At 30.3% G+C, this 26,697-nt stretch carries 26 protein-coding genes; 11 read left to right on the top strand and 15 right to left on the bottom strand.

What is annotated here, in order from left to right; translation table 11 throughout:
- Positions 1-117: 117 nt before the first annotated feature.
- The 7 genes from clpX to NAB20_RS05825 form a co-directional block, all read right to left on the bottom strand.
- Positions 118-1,347, bottom strand: coding sequence for an ATP-dependent Clp protease ATP-binding subunit ClpX (clpX, locus tag NAB20_RS05855; RefSeq protein ID WP_105195787.1), 1,230 nt, complete (start codon positions 1,345-1,347; stop codon positions 118-120).
- A gap of 65 nt (positions 1,348-1,412) precedes the next feature.
- The gene (gene clpP / locus NAB20_RS05850) at positions 1,413-2,069 is read right to left on the bottom strand and encodes an ATP-dependent Clp endopeptidase proteolytic subunit ClpP (protein WP_088392117.1); all 657 of its coding nucleotides are present in this window, start codon (positions 2,067-2,069) and stop codon (positions 1,413-1,415) included.
- Between the two features lie 259 nt (positions 2,070-2,328).
- A complete protein-coding gene (tig, locus tag NAB20_RS05845) occupies positions 2,329-3,657 on the bottom strand; it encodes a trigger factor (RefSeq protein ID WP_375605686.1) in 1,329 nt (442 codons plus the stop codon).
- A gap of 95 nt (positions 3,658-3,752) precedes the next feature.
- A complete protein-coding gene (locus NAB20_RS05840) occupies positions 3,753-4,091 on the bottom strand; it encodes a phage holin family protein (protein WP_105195786.1) in 339 nt (112 codons plus the stop codon).
- Between the two features lie 81 nt (positions 4,092-4,172).
- Positions 4,173-4,970 (bottom strand): alpha/beta fold hydrolase, encoded by a 798-nt coding sequence (locus NAB20_RS05835; RefSeq protein ID WP_375605685.1) that lies wholly within the window; start codon positions 4,968-4,970, stop codon positions 4,173-4,175.
- Positions 4,971-4,983: 13 nt separating this feature from the next.
- Positions 4,984-5,586, bottom strand: coding sequence for a GNAT family N-acetyltransferase (locus NAB20_RS05830; protein ID WP_088392109.1), 603 nt, complete (start codon positions 5,584-5,586; stop codon positions 4,984-4,986).
- 92 nt (positions 5,587-5,678) lie between these two features.
- Positions 5,679-6,404 (bottom strand): pyridoxine 5'-phosphate synthase, encoded by a 726-nt coding sequence (locus tag NAB20_RS05825; protein ID WP_105195785.1) that lies wholly within the window; start codon positions 6,402-6,404, stop codon positions 5,679-5,681.
- A gap of 124 nt (positions 6,405-6,528) precedes the next feature.
- On the opposite strand from NAB20_RS05825, the gene NAB20_RS05820 reads away from it, so the two are divergent.
- The 8 genes from NAB20_RS05820 to murI all read left to right on the top strand — a co-directional run bounded on the left by NAB20_RS05820 (position 6,529) and on the right by murI (position 15,023).
- Positions 6,529-7,188: a CBS domain-containing protein gene (locus tag NAB20_RS05820; RefSeq protein ID WP_105195784.1), complete on the top strand. Its 660-nt coding sequence runs from the start codon at positions 6,529-6,531 to the stop codon at positions 7,186-7,188.
- 64 nt (positions 7,189-7,252) lie between these two features.
- Positions 7,253-8,137: an NAD kinase gene (locus tag NAB20_RS05815; RefSeq protein WP_088392103.1), complete on the top strand. Its 885-nt coding sequence runs from the start codon at positions 7,253-7,255 to the stop codon at positions 8,135-8,137.
- 323 nt (positions 8,138-8,460) lie between these two features.
- A complete protein-coding gene (locus tag NAB20_RS05810; RefSeq protein ID WP_127823530.1) occupies positions 8,461-9,141 on the top strand; it encodes a DUF6089 family protein in 681 nt (226 codons plus the stop codon).
- Positions 9,141-9,881 (top strand): isoprenyl transferase, encoded by a 741-nt coding sequence (locus NAB20_RS05805; RefSeq protein ID WP_105195782.1) that lies wholly within the window; start codon positions 9,141-9,143, stop codon positions 9,879-9,881. The genes NAB20_RS05810 and NAB20_RS05805 overlap by 1 nt, the downstream gene beginning before the upstream one ends.
- Entirely contained in the window at positions 9,814-12,546 is a 2,733-nt protein-coding gene (gene bamA, locus NAB20_RS05800; RefSeq protein ID WP_375605684.1) for an outer membrane protein assembly factor BamA, read from the top strand. Before NAB20_RS05805 ends, bamA begins: the two co-directional genes overlap by 68 nt.
- A gap of 74 nt (positions 12,547-12,620) precedes the next feature.
- On the top strand, positions 12,621-13,643 hold the full coding sequence (locus tag NAB20_RS05795) for an OmpH family outer membrane protein (RefSeq protein WP_105195780.1): 1,023 nt from the start codon (positions 12,621-12,623) through the stop codon (positions 13,641-13,643).
- A 27-nt stretch (positions 13,644-13,670) separates the two neighbouring features.
- Positions 13,671-14,168 carry an OmpH family outer membrane protein gene (locus tag NAB20_RS05790; protein WP_164849123.1) on the top strand — a complete coding sequence of 166 codons (498 nt, stop codon included), beginning with the start codon at positions 13,671-13,673 and terminating at the stop codon, positions 14,166-14,168.
- A 75-nt stretch (positions 14,169-14,243) separates the two neighbouring features.
- On the top strand, positions 14,244-15,023 hold the full coding sequence (gene murI / locus NAB20_RS05785) for a glutamate racemase (RefSeq protein WP_105195779.1): 780 nt from the start codon (positions 14,244-14,246) through the stop codon (positions 15,021-15,023).
- 150 nt (positions 15,024-15,173) lie between these two features.
- Here the strand turns inward: murI and NAB20_RS05780 are convergent, their stop codons facing one another.
- Both NAB20_RS05780 and NAB20_RS05775 read right to left on the bottom strand, forming a co-directional pair.
- On the bottom strand, positions 15,174-15,686 hold the full coding sequence (locus tag NAB20_RS05780) for a gamma carbonic anhydrase family protein (protein WP_105195778.1): 513 nt from the start codon (positions 15,684-15,686) through the stop codon (positions 15,174-15,176).
- Between the two features lie 192 nt (positions 15,687-15,878).
- Positions 15,879-16,865: a type IX secretion system membrane protein PorP/SprF gene (locus NAB20_RS05775; RefSeq protein ID WP_235878609.1), complete on the bottom strand. Its 987-nt coding sequence runs from the start codon at positions 16,863-16,865 to the stop codon at positions 15,879-15,881.
- A 190-nt stretch (positions 16,866-17,055) separates the two neighbouring features.
- Between NAB20_RS05775 and NAB20_RS05770 the strand changes: the two genes are divergently transcribed.
- Together NAB20_RS05770 and NAB20_RS05765 are read left to right on the top strand one after the other, a co-directional pair.
- Positions 17,056-17,949 carry a NifU family protein gene (locus tag NAB20_RS05770; protein WP_088392085.1) on the top strand — a complete coding sequence of 298 codons (894 nt, stop codon included), beginning with the start codon at positions 17,056-17,058 and terminating at the stop codon, positions 17,947-17,949.
- A 614-nt stretch (positions 17,950-18,563) separates the two neighbouring features.
- Complete coding sequence (locus tag NAB20_RS05765) at positions 18,564-19,313, top strand: mechanosensitive ion channel family protein (RefSeq protein WP_105195776.1); 750 nt, start codon at positions 18,564-18,566, stop codon at positions 19,311-19,313.
- Positions 19,314-20,031: 718 nt separating this feature from the next.
- Here NAB20_RS05765 and tsaB read toward each other — a convergent pair.
- The 3 genes from tsaB to NAB20_RS05750 all read right to left on the bottom strand — a co-directional run bounded on the left by tsaB (position 20,032) and on the right by NAB20_RS05750 (position 23,640).
- Positions 20,032-20,694 carry a tRNA (adenosine(37)-N6)-threonylcarbamoyltransferase complex dimerization subunit type 1 TsaB gene (gene tsaB, locus NAB20_RS05760; RefSeq protein ID WP_105195171.1) on the bottom strand — a complete coding sequence of 221 codons (663 nt, stop codon included), beginning with the start codon at positions 20,692-20,694 and terminating at the stop codon, positions 20,032-20,034.
- Between the two features lie 117 nt (positions 20,695-20,811).
- Positions 20,812-22,122, bottom strand: coding sequence for an efflux RND transporter periplasmic adaptor subunit (locus tag NAB20_RS05755; RefSeq protein WP_375605683.1), 1,311 nt, complete (start codon positions 22,120-22,122; stop codon positions 20,812-20,814).
- 90 nt (positions 22,123-22,212) lie between these two features.
- Positions 22,213-23,640, bottom strand: a complete 1,428-nt coding sequence (locus NAB20_RS05750; RefSeq protein WP_127823523.1) for a TolC family protein — start codon at positions 23,638-23,640, stop codon at positions 22,213-22,215.
- A 109-nt stretch (positions 23,641-23,749) separates the two neighbouring features.
- On the opposite strand from NAB20_RS05750, the gene NAB20_RS05745 reads away from it, so the two are divergent.
- Entirely contained in the window at positions 23,750-25,147 is a 1,398-nt protein-coding gene (locus tag NAB20_RS05745; RefSeq protein ID WP_105195168.1) for a DUF4403 family protein, read from the top strand.
- Between the two features lie 43 nt (positions 25,148-25,190).
- Here NAB20_RS05745 and NAB20_RS05740 read toward each other — a convergent pair whose 3' ends face one another.
- From NAB20_RS05740 to NAB20_RS05730, 3 genes are read right to left on the bottom strand one after another with little or no spacing between them, the layout of a single operon-like run.
- Entirely contained in the window at positions 25,191-25,439 is a 249-nt protein-coding gene (locus tag NAB20_RS05740) for a hypothetical protein (protein ID WP_105195167.1), read from the bottom strand.
- Complete coding sequence (locus tag NAB20_RS05735; RefSeq protein WP_127823524.1) at positions 25,429-25,968, bottom strand: DUF420 domain-containing protein; 540 nt, start codon at positions 25,966-25,968, stop codon at positions 25,429-25,431. Before NAB20_RS05735 ends, NAB20_RS05740 begins: the two co-directional genes overlap by 11 nt.
- A 26-nt stretch (positions 25,969-25,994) precedes the next feature.
- On the bottom strand, positions 25,995-26,678 hold the full coding sequence (locus NAB20_RS05730) for an SCO family protein (protein WP_375605682.1): 684 nt from the start codon (positions 26,676-26,678) through the stop codon (positions 25,995-25,997).
- Positions 26,679-26,697: the final 19 nt, after the last annotated feature.

The raw sequence follows: 26,697 nt of genomic DNA, 5'->3' as shown, positions 1-26,697 counted from the left end.
AAAAATTATCTAAAAGTTGTTAATCCAACAGACTTATTAGTTGCATAAAAGGCTGTCCAAAAAACTTAACTTACATCTTTTCTTGCTATAAGTTTATTTTTTGGACAGCTTATTTTTTTATGAAGCTATTTCTAAACGTTTAAGTAAATTCTTATTAAGAGTTATTTCTACGTACTCTTTATCTACGTTTAATTGCTTTTCATCTGAACTAGGTATTTCATACATAGCATCTGTTAGAATGGCTTCGCATAACGAACGTAAACCACGTGCGCCTAACTTGTATTCTAATGCTTTATCTACGATATAATCTAGTGCTTCATCTGTAATATTAAACGTTATATCATCCATAGCAAATAACTTGGTATATTGCTTAATAAGAGCATTCTTAGGTTCTGTTAAGATCGCACGTAAAGTAGCTTTATCCAAAGGATCCATGTGAGTCAATACGGGTAGACGACCAATTATTTCGGGTATTAATCCAAAATCTTTAATATCTTTTGGAATTATATATTGTAATAAATTGGTTTCATCTATCTTATCTGTTTCTTTGGATGCACCAAATCCCATTGCTTGACGATTTAATCTTTTTGATATAATACGTTCTACTCCATCAAAAGCACCTCCCGCTATAAATAGGATATCCTTAGTATTAACTTCTACAAATTTTTGATCAGGATGCTTACGTCCTCCTTTAGGAGGAACATTAACCACGGTTCCTTCTAACAACTTCAACATAGCTTGCTGAACTCCTTCTCCTGAAACATCTCGTGTAATAGATGGATTATCACTCTTACGAGCAATTTTATCAATTTCATCTATAAATACAATACCGCGTTCTGCTTTTGCAACATCATAGTCTGCAGCCTGTAACAAACGGGTTAAAATACTTTCAACATCTTCTCCTACGTAACCGGCTTCGGTTAATACTGTTGCATCTACTATTGCAAGTGGTACGTCCAACATTTTTGCAATTGTTTTAGCTACTAATGTTTTTCCTGTACCTGTTTGTCCCACCATAATAATGTTTGATTTTTCAATTTCAACATCATCTCCATGATCTAACTGAATTAAACGTTTGTAGTGGTTATATACTGCAACGGAAATAACTTTTTTGGTTTGTTCTTGCCCTATAACATATTTATCTAAAAAGGCTCTAATTTCTTTTGGTTTTTGTAAAACTAAATCCGTTTCTCTTGATAAGCCAGTTGTTTTTAATTCTTCTAAAACAATCCCATGTGCTTGCTCTATACAATGATCACATATATGTGCATCAATACCTGCAATTAGTAAATTGGTTTCGGGTTTTCTCCTTCCGCAGAAGGAACATTCTAAAATTTCTTTTGCCATTATTTAAGTCAAATGTCATAAAGTTTAAGGTTAAAAAAATTGATTTTAAACTTTAGACGAAAAAATTATCTTCTTAATACTTCATCAATCATTCCGTATTCTTTTGCTTCATCAGCTTTCATCCAATAGTCACGTTCAGAATCTTTGTATACTTTTTCAAAAGGTTGTTTTGAGTGATGCGAAATGATTTGATACAATTCATCTTTCAATTTCAACATTTCTTTTAAGTTTATTTCCATATCGGTTGCTACTCCTTGTGCTCCTCCAGAAGGCTGATGAATCATGACTCTTGAATGAGGTAAAGCAGAACGTTTTCCTTCTGCACCTGCACATAAAAGGACTGCCCCCATAGATGCTGCCATACCTGTACAAATAGTTGCTACATCTGGCTTTACAAACTGCATTGTATCATAAATACCTAAACCTGCGTATACACTTCCACCTGGAGAGTTAATATATATTTGAATATCTTTAGAAGCATCTACACTTTCTAAAAACAACAATTGTGCTTGAATAATATTGGCCATGTAATCGTCAACTCCTGTTCCCATAAAAATGATTCGATCCATCATTAAACGAGAAAAAACATCTAATTGCGAAATATTTAATTGACGTTCTTCAATTACATAAGGCGTCATACTACCTACTATTTTATCATAGTACATACTATTTACTCCATGGTGCTTCGTAGCATATTTTTTAAATTCTTTACCGTAATTCATTTATTATTAGTTTAAAAGTTTAAATGTTTAAAGTTATTATTCTTTAAACAGGTTAAACGAATTGCAATTTTTAGACCTTTTTATTTTTAATGACAGTTTGTCAATAAAAAAGCGTCAAATAAAATATTTGACGCTCAAACTTACGTATTTTTTTATGATTTTTCTTGAAGAAAATCTAAAAAGTTTACAAAAGTAAATTCTTTATTTTTATTGTTTTAAAAATACAAATTTCAAGAAAAAACATCTAAATTTTCACGTATTAGATTTCACCATACATAGCTTTGATGAATTCATCATAAGTTACTTCTTTAGTCGATGCGTTTAATTTTTCTTTAAATACGTTTAATAATCTTTCGCTCATTACTTGTTCTGACAAACGACGAACTTCATCTTGATTGGTCATTACACGACTTACTATATTATCTACATCTTCTTGTGAAGGATCTAACTGTCCGAATTGTGCCATTTGTTTTTTGATGATATCACTAGCATATTCTTTTAAATCTTCAAAAGTTACTTGTAAATTATTAGTCGTAATAATTTTACTTTCAATTAACTGATAACGCAATCCGTTTTCAGAACGAGCGTACTCAACTTCTGCTTGTTCAGTTGTTAAAGGGGTTTCTCCAACTGTTTGAATCCATCTTTTTAAGAATTCCGCTGGCAATTCAACTTGATGATTATTGATCAAGTATTCTGTTGCATCATTATAAAACTTTTGATCTGCTTGTTGTGCAAAAGTTTTTTCTGCGTCTTCTTTTATTTTTGTTTTTAGATCTTCAACTGAAGTTACATTTCCTTCTCCAAATAATTTATCAAATAATTCTTGATTTAATTCAGCTGGCTCAGTTGTGGTAACTTCTTCAATTTTAAAGTCTACTGTAATATCTAAACCGTGAACATCATCATGACCTAACCCTAAGTAATCCATTAGTTTATGGTCATCATTAAACAAACCTTTTGTAGGAACTGCTACTACATCTCCTGCTTTTTTACCAATGAAAGATGCAGCAACTTCTTTATTTTCAAAAATATCTAACGTAATTTGAGCTGCTTTGTTGATGTTTTTTTCTTCATTTACAAAAGTACCACGAATGTCATCTTCTTGCGCTATTACTTCCTTAGAAGACATTTTTCCAAATTGCTTTTGAATTCTAACAACTTGCTCATCTAGCAACTTGTCATCAGCTATAATATTATAGTATGTTAAGTCTTTAGATCCTTCTAATTTTACATCAAATTCAGGTGCTAAACCCAATTCGAATTCAAATTTAAAATCTTCTGAATCCCAGTTAAACTCTTCTGTAAACTTAGGAAGTGGATTACCTAAAATATCTAACTTTTCTTCTACTAAAAATTTATTTAAACTTTCTTCTATTAATTTATTTACCTCTTCAGCTAAAACTGCTTTACCGTATTGTTTTTGTACTAAAGACATAGGTACTTGACCTTTACGGAAACCTGGTATGTTTGCATTTTTGCGGTAGTTCTGCAAAACTTTCTCTACCTTTTCAGCATAATCATTCTTTGCAACTTCTACAGTTACCACTGCGTTTAACGCATCAATATTGGTTTTTGTAATATTCATTATATATGTTTTTTACGTACTAAAATTGGGTGGCAAAATTACATAATTTATACCACCCAACAAATTTTATTTTATTAAAATCAACTTACTAATTTTTAGTCTTTTATAAACTTATAAAGAACCCATTGTGAAACAGACATAAAGATACTAAAAATAAAGGCTGCAGCAAATGATTTAACTTTTAATCCATCTACTAATATGCTACACAAAAGAACCATTACAGCATTAATAATCAACAAGAATATTCCTAACGTAAAAACAGTAATAGGCAAGGTAAAGAAAACCAATATAGGTTTTAAAAAGGTATTTAATAATCCTAATACAACGGCTACAACGACGGCCGTTGTAATCTTATCAACTACTACTCCTTCTATCAAATAAGAAAGTACCATAACAATTAACGTTGAGATCAACAATCTTTGTAATAATTTCATTTTATATAATTTTAAGATATTAATTCAGGGGTTATTTTTCGTGATTAAAGTTTTATTTTTTTTACAAAGTTAATCAGTATTTTAGTTCCAAGGGGAACCTATCAAAACAGCCAACGTTTTTTCTAAAAAATCTTTTGGATTTTCTGCATGTAGCCAATGTCCTGCATTGGTTATGTTTTGTATTTCTGCATTTGGAAAATGATGGTAAATAGTTTCAAAATCAGCATCCAAAACATAATCGGACTTATCGCCTCGCAGAAATAATGTTTTTTTATCAAAATGATTTTCAAATGGTAGTGCTTCACCAATTACGGAAGGTTTGTCTGTAAATACTTTTAAATTAAATCGGAAACCCAACTGCCCTGGCTCTACCCAATATAGATTTTTCAATAAAAACTGTCTCGTTCCAAGATCCGCTATATACTGAGCAATTATTGTTTCTACATTTGCGCGAGATGGTTGTACTGAAAAATCAACAGCATTTAAAGCTTGCAAAATAACTTGATGGTGTGGCGCATAGTATTTAGGTCCTATATCAGCAACTATTAACTTATCTACTAATTCTGGATAAGCTGTTGCTAACAACATAGCAACCTTCCCTCCCATTGAGTGCCCTATTACTGAGATAGTCGATAAATTATTTTGCCTACAATAGTTTACAACATCCTCCACCATAAAATCATAGCCCCAATCGGTAGTATGAAAACTTTTTCCATGATTACGCATATCTAAAGCGTGTATTTCAAAACCTTTCTCTGCATATTGAACGGCTAAAGTTTTCCAGTTATCTGACATTCCCAAAAAACCATGAATTATTACTAATTGTCCTTTTATATTTGAAGTTGGTTTTATTATATTGCTATGTAATATCGTTTTCATTTTTTTAACACCTCTATAGATTTTGTATTTTTTTTCTCAAATTAAATTTTACATCCTCATCCCATTCTTCTTTTAGTATGCTTAGTTTAATAGCATCTATAATATTTCCATCAGCATCTTTACTATAATTTCGCAATACCCCTTCTTCTTTACACCCTATACTTTTCATTGCATTAATACTTCTTTCGTTTTTACTATTAGCAGCAAATCCCACACGAATCATTCTTAAATTGTCAAAGGCTAATTCTAAAAGAAGATACTTACAATTTTTATTTAGCCCTGTACCTTGAAATGCTTTACCATACCATGTAAAACCTATATCTAAACGCTTAAATTCATTTGAAATATCATAAAATCTTGTCATTCCCGCATATTGATTGGATTTTTTATCGAAGACAATAAATGGATAATCCTTCTTTTCTTCAAACTGTTGCATTGCATTATTAAAATAGCGTTCAAAGTTTTCTTCTCCATTCCCTCCATTAATATTGTATTTCCAAATTTCAGGTTCGTTGACAGCGTATTTTTTTAGAACCGTTTTATCTAACATTTCTAAAGGTCTTAGAATCACAAAATCATTTTCTAAGATGTATTTTTTTGTAAAATCTATACTCATTTTTTCAGCATTTAGCAAAAAACAAACTTGATCTGTACTTTAAATATTTATTTTGAAAGATCTAAAAAACACTAAATTTATTATTATTTTGATCATTTTAGCTTTCTTAAATACATATTTACCACATTTTCTAAACCTAAATATAATGATTCAGAAATTAAAGCGTGACCAATAGACACTTCTAGCAATCCTGGAATATTTTGATTAAAAAATGCAATATTATCCAAACTTAAATCATGTCCCGCATTTATCCCTAATCCTAATTCATTGGCTAACTTGGCCGATGTTACGTAGGGCAAAATACTATCTTTATTCCCTAAACTATACTGATGCGCAAAGTTTTCTGTATACAATTCAATTCTGTCGGTTCCCGTTTCTTTAGCACCTTCTATCATTTCCAATATTGGATCAACAAAAATAGAGGTTCTAATACCATTTTGTTTAAATTCTTTAACTACTTCTTTCAAATAAGCTTGATGCAAAACGGTATTCCAACCAGCATTCGATGTCAAAGCACCAATTGCATCAGGCACTAAAGTTACCTGAGTAGGTTTGCATTCTAAAACTAAATCAATAAAATTATGTTGTGGATTTCCTTCAATATTGTATTCTGTATACACGACTTCTTTTAAATCGCGTGCATCTTGATAACGGATATGTCGTTCATCTGGACGTGGATGTATCGTTATACCCTGCGCACCAAACTCCTGAATCCGTTTAGCCGCTTCTACCACATTGGGCGTATTTCCTCCTCTAGAATTACGCAACGTAGCTATTTTGTTTATATTGACACTCAGTTTGCAGTTGTTTTGAATCATTTAAAACTATATTTTAATAAAACGAAACAAAAATACAAACTTACCCACGGGTCTTATACATTTTTTTAATTATTTTGCAATTAAATAATAACTCAAAAACATGTTTAAACGATATTCTTAATTCATGAATACACTTATAGATTATATCAATCAAGACTTTTCTCCGTTAGATATTAATGAGGAGGTTGCAACTGCGCAAGATTTTTTTACTGATTATCCTTTTTCACATTTTCCTATAACCGAAAATGGTATTTTTGTTGGCAATGTAGCAGCAGAAGATGTAAACGGTTTTGATTTTAGCAAAAGTCTAGCAGAATATCGCTATACTTTTGAAACTTTCTTTACTAGGAGTAATTCTGTATTATTAGATGTATTAGATGATTTTGCTAAAAATGAGACCAACATCATACCTGTACTAGACTTAAACAATCAATACATAGGGTATTACGAATTAGAGGATGTGATACACATTTTTAACGAAACCCCTTTCCTACGCGAATTAGGTGGCATTATAATTATAGAAAAAGGGATAAATGATTATTCCTTTAGTCAAATTACCCAAATAGTAGAAGGCAACAATGGTAAATTACTAGGTCTTTTCATTTCTAATTCTGACACAGAAAAAATTCAAATTACATTAAAATTAGGAGAAGGAAGCCTTAATCAAATTATTCAAACGTTCCGCCGTTATGATTACGAAATCATATCTGAACATCAAGAAGATGAACATTTAAAAATACTAAAAGAACGTTCAGACTATTTAGACAAATACCTAAACATGTAAAAACTCATTCTCTATTTTCTAATATACAAATATTAATGTCATTTCACCGCAATAGTAACAAACCATGAAAGTAGCCATCTACGGTCAATATTACCAAAACACAACTGCTCCCATAATAGAAAGGTTAATCCATTTTCTAAAAGCAAACGCGATAGCCTTTACTATTGAAGCTAATTTTTTAAAAATTCTTCAAGAAAATCAAATTATCATAAATTCTGTAAAAACTTTTAAAACACATGCTGATTTAGATGCTTCTTATCAAATGGTATTAAGTGTAGGAGGAGACGGAACTTTTCTTAGAGCAGCTACATTCGTTAGAGATTCTGGAATTCCTATTTTAGGAATAAATGCGGGCAGACTAGGTTTTTTAGCCAATGTTCAACAAGAAAATATTGAAAAATTCCTAACACTTGTACTAGAAAAAAAATACACTATTTCAGAAAGAACACTTATTAGTGTAACTTGTTCGCCTGAATTGAGTACTTTAGAAGATATAAATTTTGCGATGAACGAAATTACAGTAAGTCGTAAAGACACTACTTCTATGATAACCATAGAAACATACCTTAATGACGAATATTTAACATCATATTGGGCTGATGGATTAATTATATCTACTCCCACTGGTTCTACAGGTTATTCTTTAAGCTGTGGAGGTCCTATTTTAGCCCCTGAAACAGAAAGCTTTGTCATTACACCAATTGCCCCTCACAATTTAAATGCGAGACCAATGGTCATCCCGGACTCTACAATCTTAAAATTAAAAGTAACAGGAAGAGAAGAAAACTATTTAGTTTCGTTAGATTCAAGAATTAATTCCGTTAAAAATGAAAGTATATTAACCCTAAAAAAAACGCCTTTTAAAATTAAAATGGTAGAAATCACAGAAGAAACTTTTTTAAAAACACTACGAAAAAAACTATTGTTTGGAGAAGATAGAAGAAATTAACCCCATATTCCGCACTGACTTCCTCATAAAACAAAGTTTTCAAAAAAATACGATCTTACGAAAAATTTTTAAAGGAAGAAAGAGTCAACTATTTTGATGATCAAGATTGAAGTAAATGTTTAAATTTAAAAAATAAAGTAGAATAGATTGATTTCGCCAATTTACTTCGTTCAAGTCTAACACAGAATTTAAGTTAAAATATAAAATACTAGCTAACCAACTTTTTCGTTTAAGAATAAACATGTTTACAAATTAAAACTAACAAATCGACAATTCACTTTGTAGAGTGTTCATAATTACTATATTTGCAACCTATTATAAAAATGAAAAAGTTAACACACATTCTCCTATTTCTTTTGGCTTTTAGTCAGAACCACGCTCAATTACACGAAATCGGTGTATTGGGAGGAGGTAGTAACTATATTGGTGATATTGGAAGTACATACTTCATATCCCCCAAGGACCCTGCCTTTGGACTGATTTATAAGTGGAACAAGAGCAAAAGACATGCTTGGCGTTTTTCTGCTATGAGTAGTACTATTAGTGGTAATGATTTTAATTCCGATAATATTGCAAGAAAAGAACGAAACTACTCTTTTCAGAATAAAATAACCGAATTATCTGCTGGTTTAGAATTTAATTTTTTCGACTTCAATCTACACGAGAACGGTTTTATCATTACGCCTTATATTCATTCTGGTCTAAATTATTTTAACTATCAAAATTTGTATTTTAAAAATAATACGGCTATTTCTAAACAAAACTCTTGGGCTTTTTCAATTCCTATGACAGTGGGTATAAAAATGAAATTAACCAATAAAATTATCTTAGGATTAGAAACCCGTTTTAATTACTCTTTTATAGATGATTTAGACGGTAGTTCACCAAAAGACAATGCTTTACATCTTTCATTTGGGAATACAAACAGTAATGATTGGTACAATTTTACTGGAGCAACTCTAACCTATACTTTCGGACAAAATCCTTGTTACTGTAGAAATTAATGAATTTAATAGAAAAAATAAACCGAGACAATCTACCCCAACATCTTGCCATTATTATGGACGGAAACGGTCGTTGGGCAAAACAAAAAGGCATGTTACGCGTTTTTGGGCATGAGAATGGCACAAAATCTGTACGTGTAACAATAGAAACGTGTGTTAAATTAGGAATAAAAAACCTAACTCTTTACACTTTTTCTACTGAAAATTGGAATCGTCCAAAATTAGAAGTGGAAACCTTAATGAAAATACTAATCTCTTCTTTAAGGAAAGAATTGGATACGTTCATCAAAAACAACATCAAATTAAACAGTATAGGTAATTTAGATTCACTTCCTAAGAATGTACAAAAAGAATTATTAGAAGTAATTGAAAAAACCAAAAACAATACCCAAATGACACTCACTTTAGCCTTAAGTTATGGCTCTCGTGAAGAAATCTTAAATGCTGTTAAAAAAATATCCGATAAAGTTAAAAATAATATAATTTCAATTGAAAATATTGACGAATCAATTTTTAATAATCATCTTTACACACATGATTTACCAGAAGTAGATTTAGTCATACGAACAAGTGGCGAACATAGAATTAGTAATTTTTTACTTTGGCAAATAGCCTATGCAGAATTTTACTTTACTGATGTTTTATGGCCTGATTTTAGTGAACAAGATTTATATGAAGCCCTCATTAGCTATCAAAAAAGAGAACGTAGATTTGGAAAAACAAGTGAGCAAGTTAAATAATTTTACACCCGTTAAAAGCTGCATGAAGCTTCTAATTTTGCTTGTATTTACAAGCGTTACTATGAACGTACAAGCACAGGAAAGATTAACCATTGAAAATGGTAAATCTTATGTACTCAAAAAGGTAAATGTAACAGGAAAAGTTACCTACAACGAACAAACAATTGTTACGTTTGCAGGTTTAACAAAAGGGCAAACCTTAACCGTACCAGGAGAGGAAATCAGTAACTCCATAAAAAAATTATGGAAGTTAGGATTATACAATAATGTTAATTTTTATGTAGATAAAATAGAAGGTGACAGCATTTCACTAGAACTAAATCTAAACGAATTACCTAAGCTTAACAATGTTAAAATTGTTGGAGTTAAAAAAAGCGCGCAAGAATCTTTAATTAAAGACAATGGCCTTACTAGCGAAAAAATTGTAAATGAAAACCTTTTAACAACAACAAAATACTATATTGAAAATAAATACAAAAAAGAAGGCTATTTCAACACAAAGGTAAACATAAGTACTCTTGAAGATACAACTACTATAAACCACGTAAATATGGTAATAAATGTAGACCGAGGAAAAAAAGTAAGAATAAAAGATATTGAGTTAATTGGTAATAATGAATTAAAAAAAGGAATTTTACTTCGTTCAATGAAAGACACTCGTCATTTAAGCTTTATGAATTTCTTAAAGCTTAAATCCATGAAATTCAAAAAGGATAAATACAAAAATGACTTGAGTTTATTAATTGATAAATACAAAGAAAACGGTTATCGTGATGCGCGAATAAAATCAGATACTGTTGTATATGATTCTAAAAACAATAAGGTAAAAATTAAAATTAACCTAGAAGAAGGAAAAAAATACTACTTCGGAAACATTAATTTCACAGGAAATACCGTATACAGTGATCAAGTTTTATCAAAATATCTAGGAATTAGTAAAGGAGATGTATACAACAGTGTCCTACTAGACAAAAGAATTGCAGATAAAACACAACCTGACGGAGAAGACATTACCAATTTATACCAAAATAATGGTTACTTATTTTCAAACATCAATCCTGTAGAAGTTAAAACAGATAACAATCAAATAGATCTAGACATTAGAATCGTTGAAGGTCCTTTAGCATATTTTAACAAAATATCTGTTGTGGGTAATGACAAAACAAACGACAAAGTAATATACCGTGAATTAAGAACAAAACCAGGAGAGGTTTATAGCAAAGAAAATTTAGTTCGTACTATCCGAGAAATTGGTCAGTTAGGCTTTTTTGATGCAGAGGCCATAAAACCAGATTTTGAAAATGTAGATCCAGCAGGTGGTACTGTAGACATTAAATACCATGTTGCGGAAAAAGGAGCCAGTCAAATCGAACTACAAGGAGGTTACGGAGGCGGTGGCTTTATCGGTACTTTAGGTTTATCATTTAATAACTTTGCTATAAGCAACATTTTTAAGAAAAGTGCTTATAAACCTCTTCCTATGGGAGATGGACAGAAATTATCTTTACGTCTACAAGCTAGTTCATATTTTCAAACTTATAGTTTTTCATTTGCGGAACCATGGTTTGGAGGTAAAAAGCCTGTTCAATTTTCTGGTTCATTATCATACAGTAAACAATTTTCAAACAATTTTGTTAATAATAGAGTTGATAGATCCAGAAATTTCAACATCTTTACAGCTACTGTAGGTATTGCAAAAAGACTACAATTTCCAGATGATTATTTTGTCCTTTCTCAAGCTGTTAGTTACCAACATTATGACCTAAACAATTACAACATAGGTTTATTTACATTCGGTAATGGTACTTCTAGAAATCTTTCTTACACTATTGGCTTAACTCGTAATAATAAAGGGGTAAATCCTATATTTCCTACGTACGGTTCTGAATTTAGTATAACAGCTAAACTCACTCCTCCTTATTCTTATTTTAACGGAGTAGATTATCAAAACTTAGGAAATTTACCTGAGAACAAATTATATGCGAGTAATTCATCTGAAACATATAACGCAGGAGATCCATTAATTAACAACAACGGCGTATTAACCAAAGCTAATTCTATCGAAGAAGCTTCTGCTGATCCTTCTAAAGTAGATCAACAAAAATTTAACTGGCTTGAATATTACAAGATTAAAGTAAAAGCAGAATGGTTTTCTAAAGTATATGAAAAACTAACACTTCGTACATTGGGTGAATTTGGTTTCATGGGAGCTTACAATAATAAACGAGGCTTAGTCCCTTTTGAACGTTTTTATTTAGGCGGCGATGGTTTGGCTAACTTTGCTATGGATGGTAGAGAAACAATCCAATTAAGAGGTTATCCTAATAACTCATTAACCCCTACTATTACACAAGGAGAAAGAGCAGGTCAACAAATAGGAGGTACTGCATTTAATAAGTTTTCGCTAGAATTACGTTATCCTATTACCCTAAAACAAACAGCGTCTATATATATGATGGCTTTTGTAGAGGGAGGAGCTGCTTTTGAAGGTTTCAAATCGTATAATCCTTTTGCTATAAAACGTTCTGCCGGTGTCGGTCTAAGAGTTTTCATGCCAGCCTTTGGACTTTTAGGAATCGATTTTGCTCATGGTTTTGACCCCATAAATCCAGGCGGTCCTAAATCAGGTTGGCAAACACATTTTATCATAGGACAACAATTTTAATTATATTTGGCGTTATATGATCATATAACGCCAAGCATATTAAGATTATATAGCTTGTCAAAACTTTAAAAAATATGAAAAGATTCTTCTTATTATTAGGCTTAATTACCATAACCAATATAAAAGCTCAAAACAAAGCAGGTATCAAGATTGGTTATATAGACATGGAATATATCCTAGAAAACACACCTGATTATAAGGAAGCTTCTTCTCAATTAGAAGAAAAAGCTCAAAAATGGAAACAGGATATCGAAACTAAAAAAAATGCAATTAACAAACTAAAGGAAACATTAAAAAGCGAAAGTGCTTTACTAACAAAGGAGTTAATTAAAGAAAGAGAAGAAGAAATTAAATTTCAGGAAAATCAATTACTAGACTACCAACAAAAACGTTTTGGTTCAAGAGGTGATTTAGCTTTACAAAAAGAAGCTATCTTAAAACCCGTACAAGATCAAGTTTTTAATGCTGTTCAAGATTTAGCCGAAAAAAAACAATACGATTATATCTTTGATAAATCTTCTGCTCAATTAACAATGCTTTTTTCAGCAAAAAGATTTGATATAAGTGACTTAGTCGTTAGAATTATAACCCGAGCTGAAAAAAGAGAGGAACTAAACAAAAAGCAACAAAAAGCACTAGAAGAAAAAGAGGCAAAAGAAGATGAAATTGCTGAAAACACAAATCTAGCAGAACGCAAAAAGATACTCGATGAAAAAAAGTCACGTCGTGAACAAATATTAGAAGCTAGACGTTCTGAAACTGAAAAAAAACGTAGAGATTACGAAGAAAAAAGAAAAAAACAGTTAGAAGAACAAGAAGCCAAAAAAACTGGCATAACTATTGATTCATCAAAGAACAATAGTTCTCAGAATAACACAGTAAATACGCAATCCGTTAATTTCAACAAGAGAGAAGACAAAAAAACAAGTCAAGACTCTACACGAATTATACGTGAAGCCGCAAGACAAGAGTTAATAGAAAAAAACAAAAAAACCCTTGAAGAAAGAAAAAAAGCTTTAGAAGAAAAAAGGAAAAAAATTCTTGAAGATAAAGAAGCGCAACGCAAAGCTCAAGAAGAAAAAAAGAGTACTAATTAATTTTTAACTATACTAAATACTTAGATGATGAAACAATTGAAATCTTTATTAATTGCGACTGTAATGTTTTTGGGAATGAGCGAAATGAATGCGCAATCAAAAACAGCTCATATTGACGTTCAGCAATTACTTTCAAAAATGCCCGAAATGACGACTGCTAAAGCACAATTAGAAACTTTAAGTAAAAGTTTAGATGCTGAGTATTCAAAAATGGTAACAGAATACCAAACTAAAATGAAAAAATACGAAAGCGAAGCTCAAACTGCTGGTGATGCTGAAAACGAAAAAAGAGCTAAAGAAATGCAAGATATGGGACAAAGAATCCAACAGTATCGCGATAACGCTCAAAAACAAATTTCTGACAAAGAAACTGAAATCGTAAAACCTATCATGGAAAAAGCAAAAGCTGCTGTAATAAAAGTAGCTCGTGCTAAAGGTTTCCAATATGTAATGGATTCTTCAGCTTTAATATTAGCAGACGGGCCAAACTTATTTGAAGATGTGAAAAAAGAATTAAAATTCTAATTTTATCAAAATATTTTTTTTTAAAAAACTGTCTTGTTATTTTCTTCAAGGCAGTTTTTTTTTATTTTTGTTTTTATGAGTAATACAAACCCTATAGGACTTTTTGATTCAGGAATCGGTGGCACTTCAATATGGAAAGAAGTACATTCTTTATTACCTAATGAAAATACCATTTATCTTGCTGATAGCAAAAATGCTCCTTATGGCAAAAAAACAAAAGAAGAAATCATTAACCTCTGCTTTAAGAACGTTGATTTTTTACTACAAAAAAAATGTAAACTAATTATAGTGGCTTGTAATACCGCTACCACTAATGCTATAAAAGAAATGCGATCTAAATATGATATTCCTTTTATCGGCATTGAACCTGCCATAAAACCCGCAGCAACCCTTAGTGAAACCAAAACCATTGGTATTTTAGCTACAAAAGGCACTTTAAATAGTGAACTCTTTAATCGTCAATTAGAAAATTATACCAATATTAGAATCATGGAACAAGTAGGACACGGCTTAGTTGAACTCATAGAAGATGGTAAAATTCAATCTAAGGAAATGAAAAAACTACTAACTTCTTATTTAACCCCAATGATTGAGGCAGGAATAGACTATTTAGTACTAGGATGTAGTCATTATCCTTATTTAATTCCAGAAATAAAAAAAATAATCCCCGATTCTATCAAAATTATTGATTCAGGATTAGCTGTTGCCAAACAAACAAAATCTATTTTAGAACAATATCAAATAATCAATAACCAAAACAAAAAGAGCACCACTATTTTCTATTCAAATAGTGATGCCCGTGTTTTAAAATCAATTATTGGTTTTAATACAAATGTTTTAGAATTAGACTTTTAGTAGCATTTAAGCAATAAACTTTGTGGTGAACAAAGTAAAAGAAGATAAAAAACACATCCTCTTTTTTACCACAAACTTCGTTTTACTACATTGTTGAAATAAGAAGTCTTCTATTGTTATAAATTTCCAAAGTAAAATATAGTTTTTGGTTTATTCTTTAAACCAACTTGAATACATAACATAATTATTAGAAATGCGTTCTATTTCACCTGCAAAATCACTCTGATTCATATCTTTTACTTTTTTAGCAGGAATTCCTGCATAAATTGTTCCTGATTCAACAACTGTGTTTTGTGTTACTACAGAACCCGCTGCTACAATTGAATTACTTTCAACAACACAACCATCCATAACAATAGCTCCCATACCTATTAACACATTATCTTTTATTGTACAACCATGCACAATAGCTTTATGACCAATTGAAACATTATTTCCAATTTCTGTAGGATGTTTCAAATAAGTACAGTGTATTACTGCTCCATCTTGAATATTTACTTTATTTCCAATTCGAATAGAGTGTACGTCTCCTCTAACTACAGCATTAAACCATACACTACATTCTTTTCCAAAAATTACATCACCTACAATCGTAGCATTTTCTGCAACATAACAATCTTCAGGAATTAAAGGCATTTTACCATTAACTGTTTTTACTAACATATTTATATACAAAAAAAGGGAGGCTAAAAGGAAACATCGATATTTAGTTTGTTACGCTAAAGAAAAATATCATAATCACATCATTTGATATCATTTACAAAATCTCTTCTTTTAAGTTTATTTTTTATTGACTAAAACAAAACAACAAACAAAATTAAAAATAGCTTTATTCCCTTTTAAAACATCCCTATATTAATTTACAGAAGGACAATTGCAATCGAATTTTTCACGTTTACATCCAAAATCAAAACCTAAAGTTAACTGATGAAAACCGCCTTTATCAAATTTCGCATCGCCTATGATATAGCTATAAGTATAAGCTAACATAAACTTTTTATAATTAGTTCCTACAATAGGCGTAACATATTGTAAACGTTGTTTTTCTACTGCTTCATTTTTTATATACTGCGTACCATCAAAACTATTTCTATAAGACAGCCCTGCCCAAAGCTTACCAAAATTCATATTTTTATACGCTTTAATATTTAGATCTACGATTCTTTCTTTAGTCAGTTCAGTAAACTGAAACATAATGGAAGGTTCGTATAATATACGATCACGATTACCCAATACATACCCTGAATTAAAAACATATTTTCTCAAATTACTGGATTCAACATCAGTATAAATATTTCTACTTTTAAAAACGGCATTTTTTACAGTTGCATGTATATAAAAATCAAGAAAATTATAAGAAGCCCCAAAATCAATATTATAATAGCTTGCACTTTGTACTCCTCCTCCAATAATAGGGTCAAAAGTAGTCCCAAATTCCGTTTCATCTAACTGCAACTGATTAACCCCAACATTCACACCAAAAGATAAACGATTTAAATCTATATCATTCCTAGAAAATCGGATATGATGAGCGTAAGTAGCTTTCAATCCTCTATTTGAATGATTGCCATTACGATCATTAAACAAAATAAGTCCAACACCTGATTTTGCTTCTTCATCCACACTTCCATTAACACTCAAAGTTTGCAAAGCAGGTGCTTTATCATTTCCAAACCATTGCTGTCTTCCTGTAGCTCTAATTTTTGCACAATTGGCGGCTCCAGCCATTGATGGATGTATAAGATAATAGTTATCCGTTAAATAATCGGAATATACAGGTATATCCACCTGACTATACAAAGACAAACTCATGAATGTCAAAACAAGTAATAAGTACTTCATATTTATTTTTGAATATAAACTTCAAAGTTAAACTATTTTAGAGTATTGAAGAAGGCAATGTAATACAAATCGATATTTTCGTTAAATTTCTTATAACTTTCAGCAATCCCTTTCTATTATGCTAAACTTCTTTAGTAAATTTGCATATCAAAATTTCTCTTAGTTGGAGAATAAATTACACTTTATACACATGAAATTAATTACTATAAAAGAAACTACGAATCCTTCTATCTTAAAATTTGAATTTTCTTATTTTATTTGCCCTAATCAAAGTTTTGAGTTCAAAAATGTAGACGAATGTACCGATTCACCTTTAGCTAAACAACTATTCTATTTGCCTTTTGTAAAAACGGTATATATTTCAGGAAATTTTATTGCTATAGAAAAATTTAGCATAGTAGAATGGGATGATGTTAAGCATGATGTAGCAGAACAACTCGAAAATTATGTAAATGCGGGAGGCCCTGTCATTATTGAAAAAGAAATTAAAAAGATTGCCGTAACTGTTTATGCTGAAAGCACGCCTAATCCTACTGTAATGAAATTTGTTGCAAGTAGAATGCTAACTAAACAAATCGTAGAATGCAAAAACATAGATGAAACAATAGCTTCACCACTTGCTAAAGCGTTGTTTAGTTTTCCTTATGTAAAGGAAGTTTTTATTGATGAAAACTATGTATCGGTTACAAAATATGCTGTAAGTGAATGGCAAGACATAACAAACGAATTGCGAACTTTTATAAAAGAATTTATAGAAAATGGAAAAATAGCGGTAGATGAAACTAAAATTACAATTTCACAGAAACAAGAAAAACAGCAAATAGCGGATTTTGATAATTTAGATACTACTTCTCAAAAAATAATCAATATTATTGAAGAATATATAAAACCTGCGGTAGCTTCTGATGGAGGAAATATTTTATTTGATTCTTATACTGAGGGAGACAAAAAAGTAAAAGTAATTCTTCAAGGAGCTTGTAGTGGTTGTCCTTCTTCTACTTTTACTTTAAAGAATGGCATTGAAAATATGTTAAAAGAAATGCTTCATGATTCAGAAATAACTGTTGAAGCTCTTAATGGCTAAACTCTGATAAACTATTAAAAATGGCATACATTGCATATAGTACTGATATAAATAAAAATTTTACCCTAAATTTAATTCTAAGGAAAACATGAAAAACAAGAAGGTGTCTCAAAAGTCAAAATTAAACGCATAATCGATCATTTGAACGACAGGAGAAGTCGCATTATTAGTACCATGTGATTTTTTCACCTATTCGAGCAAAGCTATCGGGTTCCCCTATGATCGAAATAACAAGATTGTGCCCTTTTAAGACACCTTTTTTGTCTTGTAATTTTCAAATATTTACAATAAAAAAATCACAATAGAGATAGTATATCTTTATAAAATTATATAAAAACTCTTACATATAAATAACCGCTTAAACTCCAATTTAAGGAGTATACTTTATAATAAAGATAAAATATATGAGATTTTTACTGTAGCTATAATTATACTGGAATAAAAAACAAACAACATCTCTTTTTTAGATTCTAAATTATTTTTATCTGCAATAAAACTATTTTTTATTTTAGTTTATCCTACTATAAATTTGGAGTTGAATTTTTTCGAAAAACAGTTATTCTGTTTTTCTATTTTTACAAACAAAATAAGTTAATCTTCAAACATTTATTAAAATGATTAATATAGATACTTTAGAAACGGTAAAAGAATATGTTATTACTTATTCTGTTAACATATTAACGGCTGGCTTAATATTTATTGTCGGAATATGGCTTTCTAAGTTTATTACAAAAACAACCAAAAAAATTCTAATTAGCCGTAACATAGAAATTACACTTGTTGAATTTTTAGAAGATTTGATTTATTGGACTATAAGAGGATTGGTTTTTATAGCCGTTATTTCTAAGTTAGGTGTCGAAACTTCTTCTTTTGTTGCCATTTTAGGAGCAGCAGGATTAGCTGTAGGTTTATCTTTACAGGGATCTCTTTCTAATTTTTCAGGAGGCATTTTAATTATTTTATTTAAGCCTTTTAAGGTGGGAGATAAGATAGAAGTACAAGGAGAAATAGGTAAAGTAGAAGACATTCATATTTTTTCTACTAAATTAATAACTGGAAATAATCAAGTAGTTTACATTCCCAATGGAATGCTTTCAAATGGTAAAATAAAAAATCATTCTCAAAAAAACACCTCTAGAAATGATTTCACTTTTATTTTCCCTATAGATCAGAATATTAAAAATACACAATCAAAATTAGAAACATTAGCTCAAAATCATCCCTTAATCTTGAAAGATCCTAAACCTGAAATTTTTATAGCAAATATAGAACTCGAAACATTTAGCCTTTTAATTCGTGCTTGGACACAAAACAGTGATGGTGTAGCAGTAAAATCAGATCTATTGAATTCACTTTATAATTAACTGTTGTAGTGAATCCGAAAAATATTTTAAAAAAATCACTCAATATTTAGTTTATCACTATCAAGTCGAAGAATTTTCATTATAAAAGTTCTTTAGGCAAGTTGAAAAATAAAACATATCCTATCTAGGATTAAAAACCTCCTTGATTCTAAATTTAAACCCAGATTCCGCATTAGAAATTTATTCCACTTTATTTTCTTCAAAGTCAAATGTGGAATCTGAGTTAAAAAATCATCGTTTAGTTTTTTACTCTGACATAAGGAGGAATCCCATAATCTAAATCAAACTATAATGCGTCATTTTTGATAAGGATAACGCTGCGTACTTTATCTACCTCCTTTTTCTATCGGGATAACAAAATAAGTTATAACTTTTCTTTGAGAATTCAACCCAGATTACGCATTAGACCCGAGCGTAGCGAATAGACGAAGTAAATCTATTCCACTTTATTTTTCTTCAAATTCAAGCACGTACTCAAATTTTAATCATCAAAATAGTTCACTATTTCTTCTTCTAAAATTTTCCGTGAGCACTTGAATTTATTGAAAAATTTTGTTTCACAACCAAGTCTAATGCGGAATCTGGGTTTAAAATCACCTTCATTAAAGCATAAAAAAAATGGATCTTTGCTTTTCTCAATTTGATCTTTATTATTTTACTTTAATAAGAAATGCAAATCCTTTTTAGACTGTTCTTTTTTGTAATGTACGTTCTATTCTTATTTTGTATTTAGCATGAATTCCTTTAGATAAAAAGGCTCAAAATAGGCTACATCTACAAAATCTTGGTTCAAAAATTTTTGATAAGCTATTCCTACCATTTCTTTTGAAGATGGAAAAATAGCTTGTTCATGATAAATAAATTGTGCTGTATTAAGGACTTCCTTACATTTAAAAGCACCGTCTCCCAATAGATGTATTTTTTCTTGAAACACAGAAAAGACATTGGAATCAATAATTTGCGATTCCACTTTTCGTTGCAACTCATACTGATTAGAAAAAACGGCTGTATAACACTCCATCCGTCTAGCATCTATCATAGGAATAATCATTCCTTCTGACACCTTTATTTGTCTTGCTAAAGTTTCCAAAGTATCTACTGCTATTAGCGGAATATTTAAAGCATAACACAAACCTTTAGCTGCGGAAACGCCTATTCTAAGACCTGTATAAGAACCGGGACCTTGACTAACAGCTATTGCTACCAAATCATTTATTTTTATTTGAGCTTTATCCAAAACCTCTTCTATAAATACATGTAACTTTTCGGCATGGGTATATCCTGATTCTGCAATTTCACGAACTGCAAGCAATTCTCCTTCTTTAGCTAAGGATACAGAACAATTACGAGTAGCGGTTTCTAAGTGTAAAATATAAGTCATAGGTAATTATATAGGATACAAAAGTACAACAATCATAAAAAAACAGGACTGATTCATCTAAAAAAATGGCTCAATCCTGTCAAACAGCAAACAATCTTTATAATATTTTATTTTTTATCAATTATTATTATCTTTTTTATTTTCAGTTATTTTTTTCACATGATCGCCTGGGTTTAATTCTTTTGTAACGGTAGTATAGGGACCTGTTACAATCGTTTCCCCTTTTTTTAATCCAGAAAGCACTTCTATATAATTATCATCTTGAATTCCTGTCTTTATAACTTTTAAATATACTTTATCTCCTCTTTTAACAAATACACATTCATGGCGTTTTTCTTCTTTAGCAGGTTTTTCTTCTTTTGCTTCAAAATCATCTTCTTCATTTTCTAGATATGACTTTCTTAAAGATGTTGTATCTGTTCGCATCACTACAGCACTTATAGGAACTGCTACAACTTTTTCTTTTCTAGTTGTAATGATATCAACTGTAGCGGTCATACCTGGACGAAAAGGAGCATAATTATTTGTTTTTCCTATCATTAATTCAGCATACGACTCTTTTAGTATTCTAACTTTTACTTTAAAATTAGTTACTTGATCTGCTGAAGTAGTTGAATTAGCGGAATTAGAAATACTTGTTACGATTCCTCTAAATATTTTTTTAAGGTAAGCATCAACTTGAACATTGGCTTCATCTCCTATTTCAATTTTTACGATATCATTTTCATTAACATCTACTTCCACTTCCATATTATCAAGATTGGCCACACGCATTAACTCAGTTCCTGTCATTTGTTGTGTTCCTAATACACGCTCTCCAAGCTCAACTCCTAGTTTAGAAACAGTACCAGACATAGGGGCATAAATAGTAGATTTACGTAAACTTTCTCGTGATTCATTAACGGTTGCTGTAGCACTTTCTACATTAAAAGAAGCTGCTTGCCTAGCTGCTTTTGCTCCTTCAAAAACAGCCAAAGACTTATCCCACTCTGCACCTGAAATAATTCCTTTTTCATATAACTTTTTGTTTCGTTCATAACTTGCTTTTGCTTCTTTATATTGTGCTTCTATTTGTAACAAATTAGCTTTAGTATTAGAAAGTCCTGCCTGTGTCCTATTTACCCCTTGTAAATATAATTGCGGATTAATTTTAGCCAGTAAATCACCTTTTTGAACCATTTGTCCTTCTTTAACAGGTAATGCTATTATTTCACCTGAAATTTCAGAGGAAATTTTAACTTCTGTTTCGGGCTGAATTTTACCTGTAGCGGACACCATTTCTACAATGGTTCGTTGTTTAACTTCTTGCCATTCTACTTCAACAACAGTAGTATTATTACCTAATACCCCTTTTTTTTTCAAACCTATTAATACTATTATTACAATTACAATCCCACTAACAAGTATATATTTAGTTTTTGTTTTCATTTGGTTTACCGTTTTGTATAAGAGAAAGAAATCTTTTTATAAATCTATCAAATCTTTTCATTTTATCTATTCCCATTCGCGTCTTAGATTTTAAAAAATGGGAATTCCGAAATAAAATTCTAAAATTTTGGTTCTAAAAATATAATCATATTTGGTTCGCAATAATTCTGATTGCGCATTAATTAACTGTGTTTGTGATTGATTGTAATCAAAAACATTCATTAAACCTACTTCATAACGTTCTTTTGCATAATCAACAGTTTTTTGTCTTGCTTCTAAAACTACTAGGGCTGCTTCATAAGCTTTCTGTGCTCCTCTAGTATCTGTATAAGCTGTATAAACGGTGCGCTCAAGATCTAACATTTGTTGTTCTAAAGCTAATTTAGATTTTTGAAAAACGATTTTAGAACGATTTATATTATTTTTTACAGCAAAACCATTAAAAATCGGAATACTCAATTGCAATCCAAAACTATGGCCTTTATTGTCATTTATTTGTTCAAGAAATGGATTGGCTTGACCTAATACAGGTACTGTATTAACAGTAGAAACCAAGTCACCTGTTGATTCTACAAAACCTATTTTTTTGGTTGGATTCTGCGAATCTATTCCAAATCCTTTAATTGTTTTAGCGTATGATACACGAGTATTTAAATTATAAAAACCCTGTAAACTTGGTTGATAAGCTCCTTTTGCTATATCAATATCTTTTTGTGCAATTTCTAAATTGGTTTGTGCCAATTTTAGTCCTACTCGGGTTTGCTTGGCTTTATTAAAAATAACATTAGGTGTTTCTGCTAAAACCGCACTTAATTTAGCTTCAACTTCTTCATCTGCAATATCAAAGACATCATACTCTTTGATTTGTAACAACTGTGCTAAACTTAATTTAGAAATGAGCAAAGCATTTTCTGCATTAACTAATCTTTGATTATGAGTTGCAATTGTAGCATTTACATCCAACAGATCTCCTTTGGGAACAACCCCTGCATTCACTAATTCTGTTGTTCTCTTTTTTTGTTCTGTATTGAGTATTAATTGTTCTCTTTGTACTTTTAAGCTTTCTTTATTAAATAAAATTTGTAAATAGGCATTAATTATATTTAAAGAAATATCTTCTTTTATTTTTGTTAATTGATATTCTGATGCTATTTTTGACAGATTTGATTTTCGTAGTTGATTTTGATTTTGTAATCCTCTATAAATATCTATCCCCATAGTTACCCCAGCTGAAGTAAATTGTGTCGTTTGATTTTCTAATATACCTGTAGTTATATTCTGATTCAAACCTATATTCCAAGAATGAGATAAATTCCCATTTATAGAGGGTAAAAATCTCGCAAATGCTATTTTTTTATTTACTGCTGCAATATCCGTATCTAAGGAAGATTGTTGTATAGCTATGTTATTTACCAATGCGTGGTTAACACATTCTTTTAAACTCCATTTGCGTTCTTGTCCTTTAACACTAAACCCTATGAATATTAAGAAGATAAGTATATTAGGTGTTTTTTTCATTATTTCAGTCTCTTCAAATCTTTACATACAATTCATTAGACTATCAAAGCAACACTTTGTTACAAACGCATTAAAAATAATTTTATTTTTGCAACAAAATCATCACTACATGAAAAAACTAACCTACTATTTTTTTACTATAATCATTAGTTTATTATTAAGCAATTGCTCCTCAACTCAAAAAATAGAATTAATGCAACCAGAACCCGATAAAGCTTTACCAGTAAATTTCCCAACTTATTCATCTTATCTGAATTTTCCCATTCAACTTACAGTAAAAGATATAGAAAATCAAACGAATAAAGCCTTAACAGGATTAATCTACGAAGACAATAATTTAGAGGATGATAAAATCATGATCAAAATTTGGAAAAACACTCCTATTACCATGAATGAAAAAGATCAAAAATTACAAACTATGGTTCCTTTAAAAATTTGGGCAAAAGTAAAATATGGAACTTCAGTTTTAGGAATGGATCTTTATGATACTCGTGAATTTAATCTAAATGCAACCGTCAGTTTACTCAGCAATGTTAATCTCATTAATTGGCAAGTAAACACCCAAACTGAATTACAAAACATTGAATGGAATGAAAGCCCCACCGTAAGTATAGCAGGTAAAGATATTAAAATTACATATTTAATAAATCCTACTTTAAAATATTTTAAAAGCAAAATAGAAAAGAGTTTAGATGATGCTATTGGTAAATCATTAGATTTTAAAAAACAAATTTATGATCTAATGCAAAAAGCAAGTGAACCTATAGAAATGAATAAAAATTACGAAACTTGGTTACGTATTAATCCGCAAGAAATTCATTCTACTCAAATTGTTTTAAATGACAATAAGATTCATCTAAACATAGGTCTAAAATGCCAAATAGAATCTTTAGTTGGACAAAAACCGCAAAATTTATTTGATAAAAACAAACTCATATTAAAGACCACTCAACAATTACCTAATAAAATAACAGCTTCATTAGTTGCATTATCTACTTATAATGATGCTTCAAGATTAATAAATAATAACTTTAAAGGAAAGGAATTCAGTTCTGGAAATCGAAAAATTAGCATCCAAAATGTTTCCATTTGGCATAAACAAGGAAAAATGATCATTGCTCTTGATCTTTTAGGTAGCTTAAATGGACGTATTTATTTGTCTGGATTTCCCAAGTACGATACAGAAAAAAAAGAATTTTATTTTGACGATTTAGATTATGCCTTAGAAACTAAAAGTAAACTGATTAAAACAGCTAATTGGCTATTTCAAAGTGCTATTATTCAAAAACTAAAAGCTAATTGTAGATACTCGATTGCCTCAAATTTAGAAGAAGGAAAGAAAAGCATAATGCAATATTTAAATAACTATTCCCCTTTACAAGGTATTTATATTAATGGTAAATTAACCCATATTGATTTTGACAAAGTACAACTTACGAATGAATCTATCCTAGGATTCTTAACCATAACAGGTAATTTAAAAGTAGAGGTAAACGGTTTACAATAATAATTAGCTTTTATCAAAAAAAAGAAAAGTTAGTGATGTATCACTAACTTTTCTTTTTTTTATACATTTTATAAACATAATAACTTGCTAAACCAACTAAGATGTAAGGAATTGCCATTAGGTATACTATCCCATCATTTACCGCTTGTGCCTGTTCTACATTTCCTGTACTTTCTAATGAGGCACGACACATGGCGCATTGTGCTTTAAACTCTATAGATAATAAGAAGCAAAGAACAAAAAACAAAACACTTATTATCTTCACATTTTTATTATTTTCTTTAGTTTGCATAATAGGGAGAAATCATTAAATACACTACAACACCTGTTACCGCTACGTATAACCATAAAGGAAATGCCCATTTAGCTATTAACTTATGACGATCAAAACTACCTAACAACGCTCTAACGTATGTTATCAAAACAAGCGGAATGATACCTATTGACAAAACAATATGTGTAATTAAAATAAAAAAATAGAGTGCTTTCATGATGCCAACACCGCCATAAGGTGTCGATTCGGCAGTCATGTGATAGGCTACATACATCCCTAAAAAAGCTACAGAACAAACTATTGCAAATTTAATTAATCGTTCATGCAATAAACGATTTCCTTTTTTTATAGCAATTACCGCCCCAATCAAAAGAATAGCTGTTAAACCATTAATCGTTGCATAAATAGGAGGCAAAAAAGTTAGAGGTTTTACATTAAATCCAAAATCCTTTAATTTAACTTTAAACAAAACAGCTACCACTAAAGGAATAGTAACTGACAAAATGGTAATGATTATATTATATTTCTTTTTTAAACTATTTTCCATACTGCTTTTATGAAATTATTGATTTTTTATTCCGCTAACAATTTTGATATATCCTTCTTGATCTGTTTTATCCCATCAGCTTTTAATCCATCATAATATACTATAGGATTTCCATAATTATCTTTACTGCAACGTATATTTCCTTCTTTATCAATTAAGGCAAACATTCCAGAGTGTTCAAATCCTCCTTTTACTTTTTTATTTTGTCCGACATATAGATTAAACCCTTTTTGTGCTAAATCATATATTTCTTTTTGATTCCCCGTTAGAAAATGCCAGTTCATTCCTTTTAAATTCAAACTTTCTGCATGATCTTTTAAAACTTTTTGAGTATCTGTTTCAGGGTTAATCGTAATAGATGCAATACCAAAATTAGCATTGGAAGCAAAACTATCTTGTATTAATTTCATATTACGATTCATGATAGGACAAATGGTCGGACAAGTAGTAAAGAAAAACTCTAATACAAAAACTTTCCCTTTATAGCTTTCATTTGAAATCGTTTTCCCATTCTGATTCATTAGAGAAAATTTAGGTGCAGCTCCCACTGTAAACAAATCACTTTTACCTGCACCTTGATCTACTAGTGTACTCAAACGATCTCCCTTTACGACTTCTCCTTCCTTAATACGTTTGACAATCTTTGGAATAAAAAAAATTCCAAAGATTAAAAGAATAAAGCTAAGACCTATATATGATTTATTTTTCATGGTTAAAATTTCTTGTGAT

Origin of the sequence: Flavobacterium davisii (assembly GCF_042182265.1) — a bacterium.
Lineage (GTDB): Bacteria > Bacteroidota > Bacteroidia > Flavobacteriales > Flavobacteriaceae > Flavobacterium > Flavobacterium davisii.
Note: the sequence above shows the minus strand (reverse complement) of the source record. Positions and strands in the feature narration are given on the sequence as shown.

What these genes read in the sequence shown, in the direction of transcription:
- clpX (WP_105195787.1), bottom strand. Translation starts at nt 1,347, where the DNA reads ATGGCAAAAGAAATTTTAGAATGTTCCTTCTGCGGAAGGAGAAAACCC.
- clpP (WP_088392117.1), bottom strand. Translation starts at nt 2,069, where the DNA reads ATGAATTACGGTAAAGAATTTAAAAAATATGCTACGAAGCACCATGGA.
- tig (WP_375605686.1), bottom strand. Translation starts at nt 3,657, where the DNA reads ATGAATATTACAAAAACCAATATTGATGCGTTAAACGCAGTGGTAACT.
- NAB20_RS05840 (WP_105195786.1), bottom strand. Translation starts at nt 4,091, where the DNA reads ATGAAATTATTACAAAGATTGTTGATCTCAACGTTAATTGTTATGGTA.
- NAB20_RS05835 (WP_375605685.1), bottom strand. Translation starts at nt 4,970, where the DNA reads ATGAAAACGATATTACATAGCAATATAATAAAACCAACTTCAAATATA.
- NAB20_RS05830 (WP_088392109.1), bottom strand. Translation starts at nt 5,586, where the DNA reads ATGAGTATAGATTTTACAAAAAAATACATCTTAGAAAATGATTTTGTG.
- NAB20_RS05825 (WP_105195785.1), bottom strand. Translation starts at nt 6,404, where the DNA reads ATGATTCAAAACAACTGCAAACTGAGTGTCAATATAAACAAAATAGCT.
- NAB20_RS05820 (WP_105195784.1), top strand. Translation starts at nt 6,529, where the DNA reads ATGAATACACTTATAGATTATATCAATCAAGACTTTTCTCCGTTAGAT.
- NAB20_RS05815 (WP_088392103.1), top strand. Translation starts at nt 7,253, where the DNA reads ATGAAAGTAGCCATCTACGGTCAATATTACCAAAACACAACTGCTCCC.
- NAB20_RS05810 (WP_127823530.1), top strand. Translation starts at nt 8,461, where the DNA reads ATGAAAAAGTTAACACACATTCTCCTATTTCTTTTGGCTTTTAGTCAG.
- NAB20_RS05805 (WP_105195782.1), top strand. Translation starts at nt 9,141, where the DNA reads ATGAATTTAATAGAAAAAATAAACCGAGACAATCTACCCCAACATCTT.
- bamA (WP_375605684.1), top strand. Translation starts at nt 9,814, where the DNA reads ATGAAGCCCTCATTAGCTATCAAAAAAGAGAACGTAGATTTGGAAAAA.
- NAB20_RS05795 (WP_105195780.1), top strand. Translation starts at nt 12,621, where the DNA reads ATGAAAAGATTCTTCTTATTATTAGGCTTAATTACCATAACCAATATA.
- NAB20_RS05790 (WP_164849123.1), top strand. Translation starts at nt 13,671, where the DNA reads ATGAAACAATTGAAATCTTTATTAATTGCGACTGTAATGTTTTTGGGA.
- murI (WP_105195779.1), top strand. Translation starts at nt 14,244, where the DNA reads ATGAGTAATACAAACCCTATAGGACTTTTTGATTCAGGAATCGGTGGC.
- NAB20_RS05780 (WP_105195778.1), bottom strand. Translation starts at nt 15,686, where the DNA reads ATGTTAGTAAAAACAGTTAATGGTAAAATGCCTTTAATTCCTGAAGAT.
- NAB20_RS05775 (WP_235878609.1), bottom strand. Translation starts at nt 16,865, where the DNA reads ATGAAGTACTTATTACTTGTTTTGACATTCATGAGTTTGTCTTTGTAT.
- NAB20_RS05770 (WP_088392085.1), top strand. Translation starts at nt 17,056, where the DNA reads ATGAAATTAATTACTATAAAAGAAACTACGAATCCTTCTATCTTAAAA.
- NAB20_RS05765 (WP_105195776.1), top strand. Translation starts at nt 18,564, where the DNA reads ATGATTAATATAGATACTTTAGAAACGGTAAAAGAATATGTTATTACT.
- tsaB (WP_105195171.1), bottom strand. Translation starts at nt 20,694, where the DNA reads ATGACTTATATTTTACACTTAGAAACCGCTACTCGTAATTGTTCTGTA.
- NAB20_RS05755 (WP_375605683.1), bottom strand. Translation starts at nt 22,122, where the DNA reads ATGAAAACAAAAACTAAATATATACTTGTTAGTGGGATTGTAATTGTA.
- NAB20_RS05750 (WP_127823523.1), bottom strand. Translation starts at nt 23,640, where the DNA reads ATGAAAAAAACACCTAATATACTTATCTTCTTAATATTCATAGGGTTT.
- NAB20_RS05745 (WP_105195168.1), top strand. Translation starts at nt 23,750, where the DNA reads ATGAAAAAACTAACCTACTATTTTTTTACTATAATCATTAGTTTATTA.
- NAB20_RS05740 (WP_105195167.1), bottom strand. Translation starts at nt 25,439, where the DNA reads ATGCAAACTAAAGAAAATAATAAAAATGTGAAGATAATAAGTGTTTTG.
- NAB20_RS05735 (WP_127823524.1), bottom strand. Translation starts at nt 25,968, where the DNA reads ATGGAAAATAGTTTAAAAAAGAAATATAATATAATCATTACCATTTTG.
- NAB20_RS05730 (WP_375605682.1), bottom strand. Translation starts at nt 26,678, where the DNA reads ATGAAAAATAAATCATATATAGGTCTTAGCTTTATTCTTTTAATCTTT.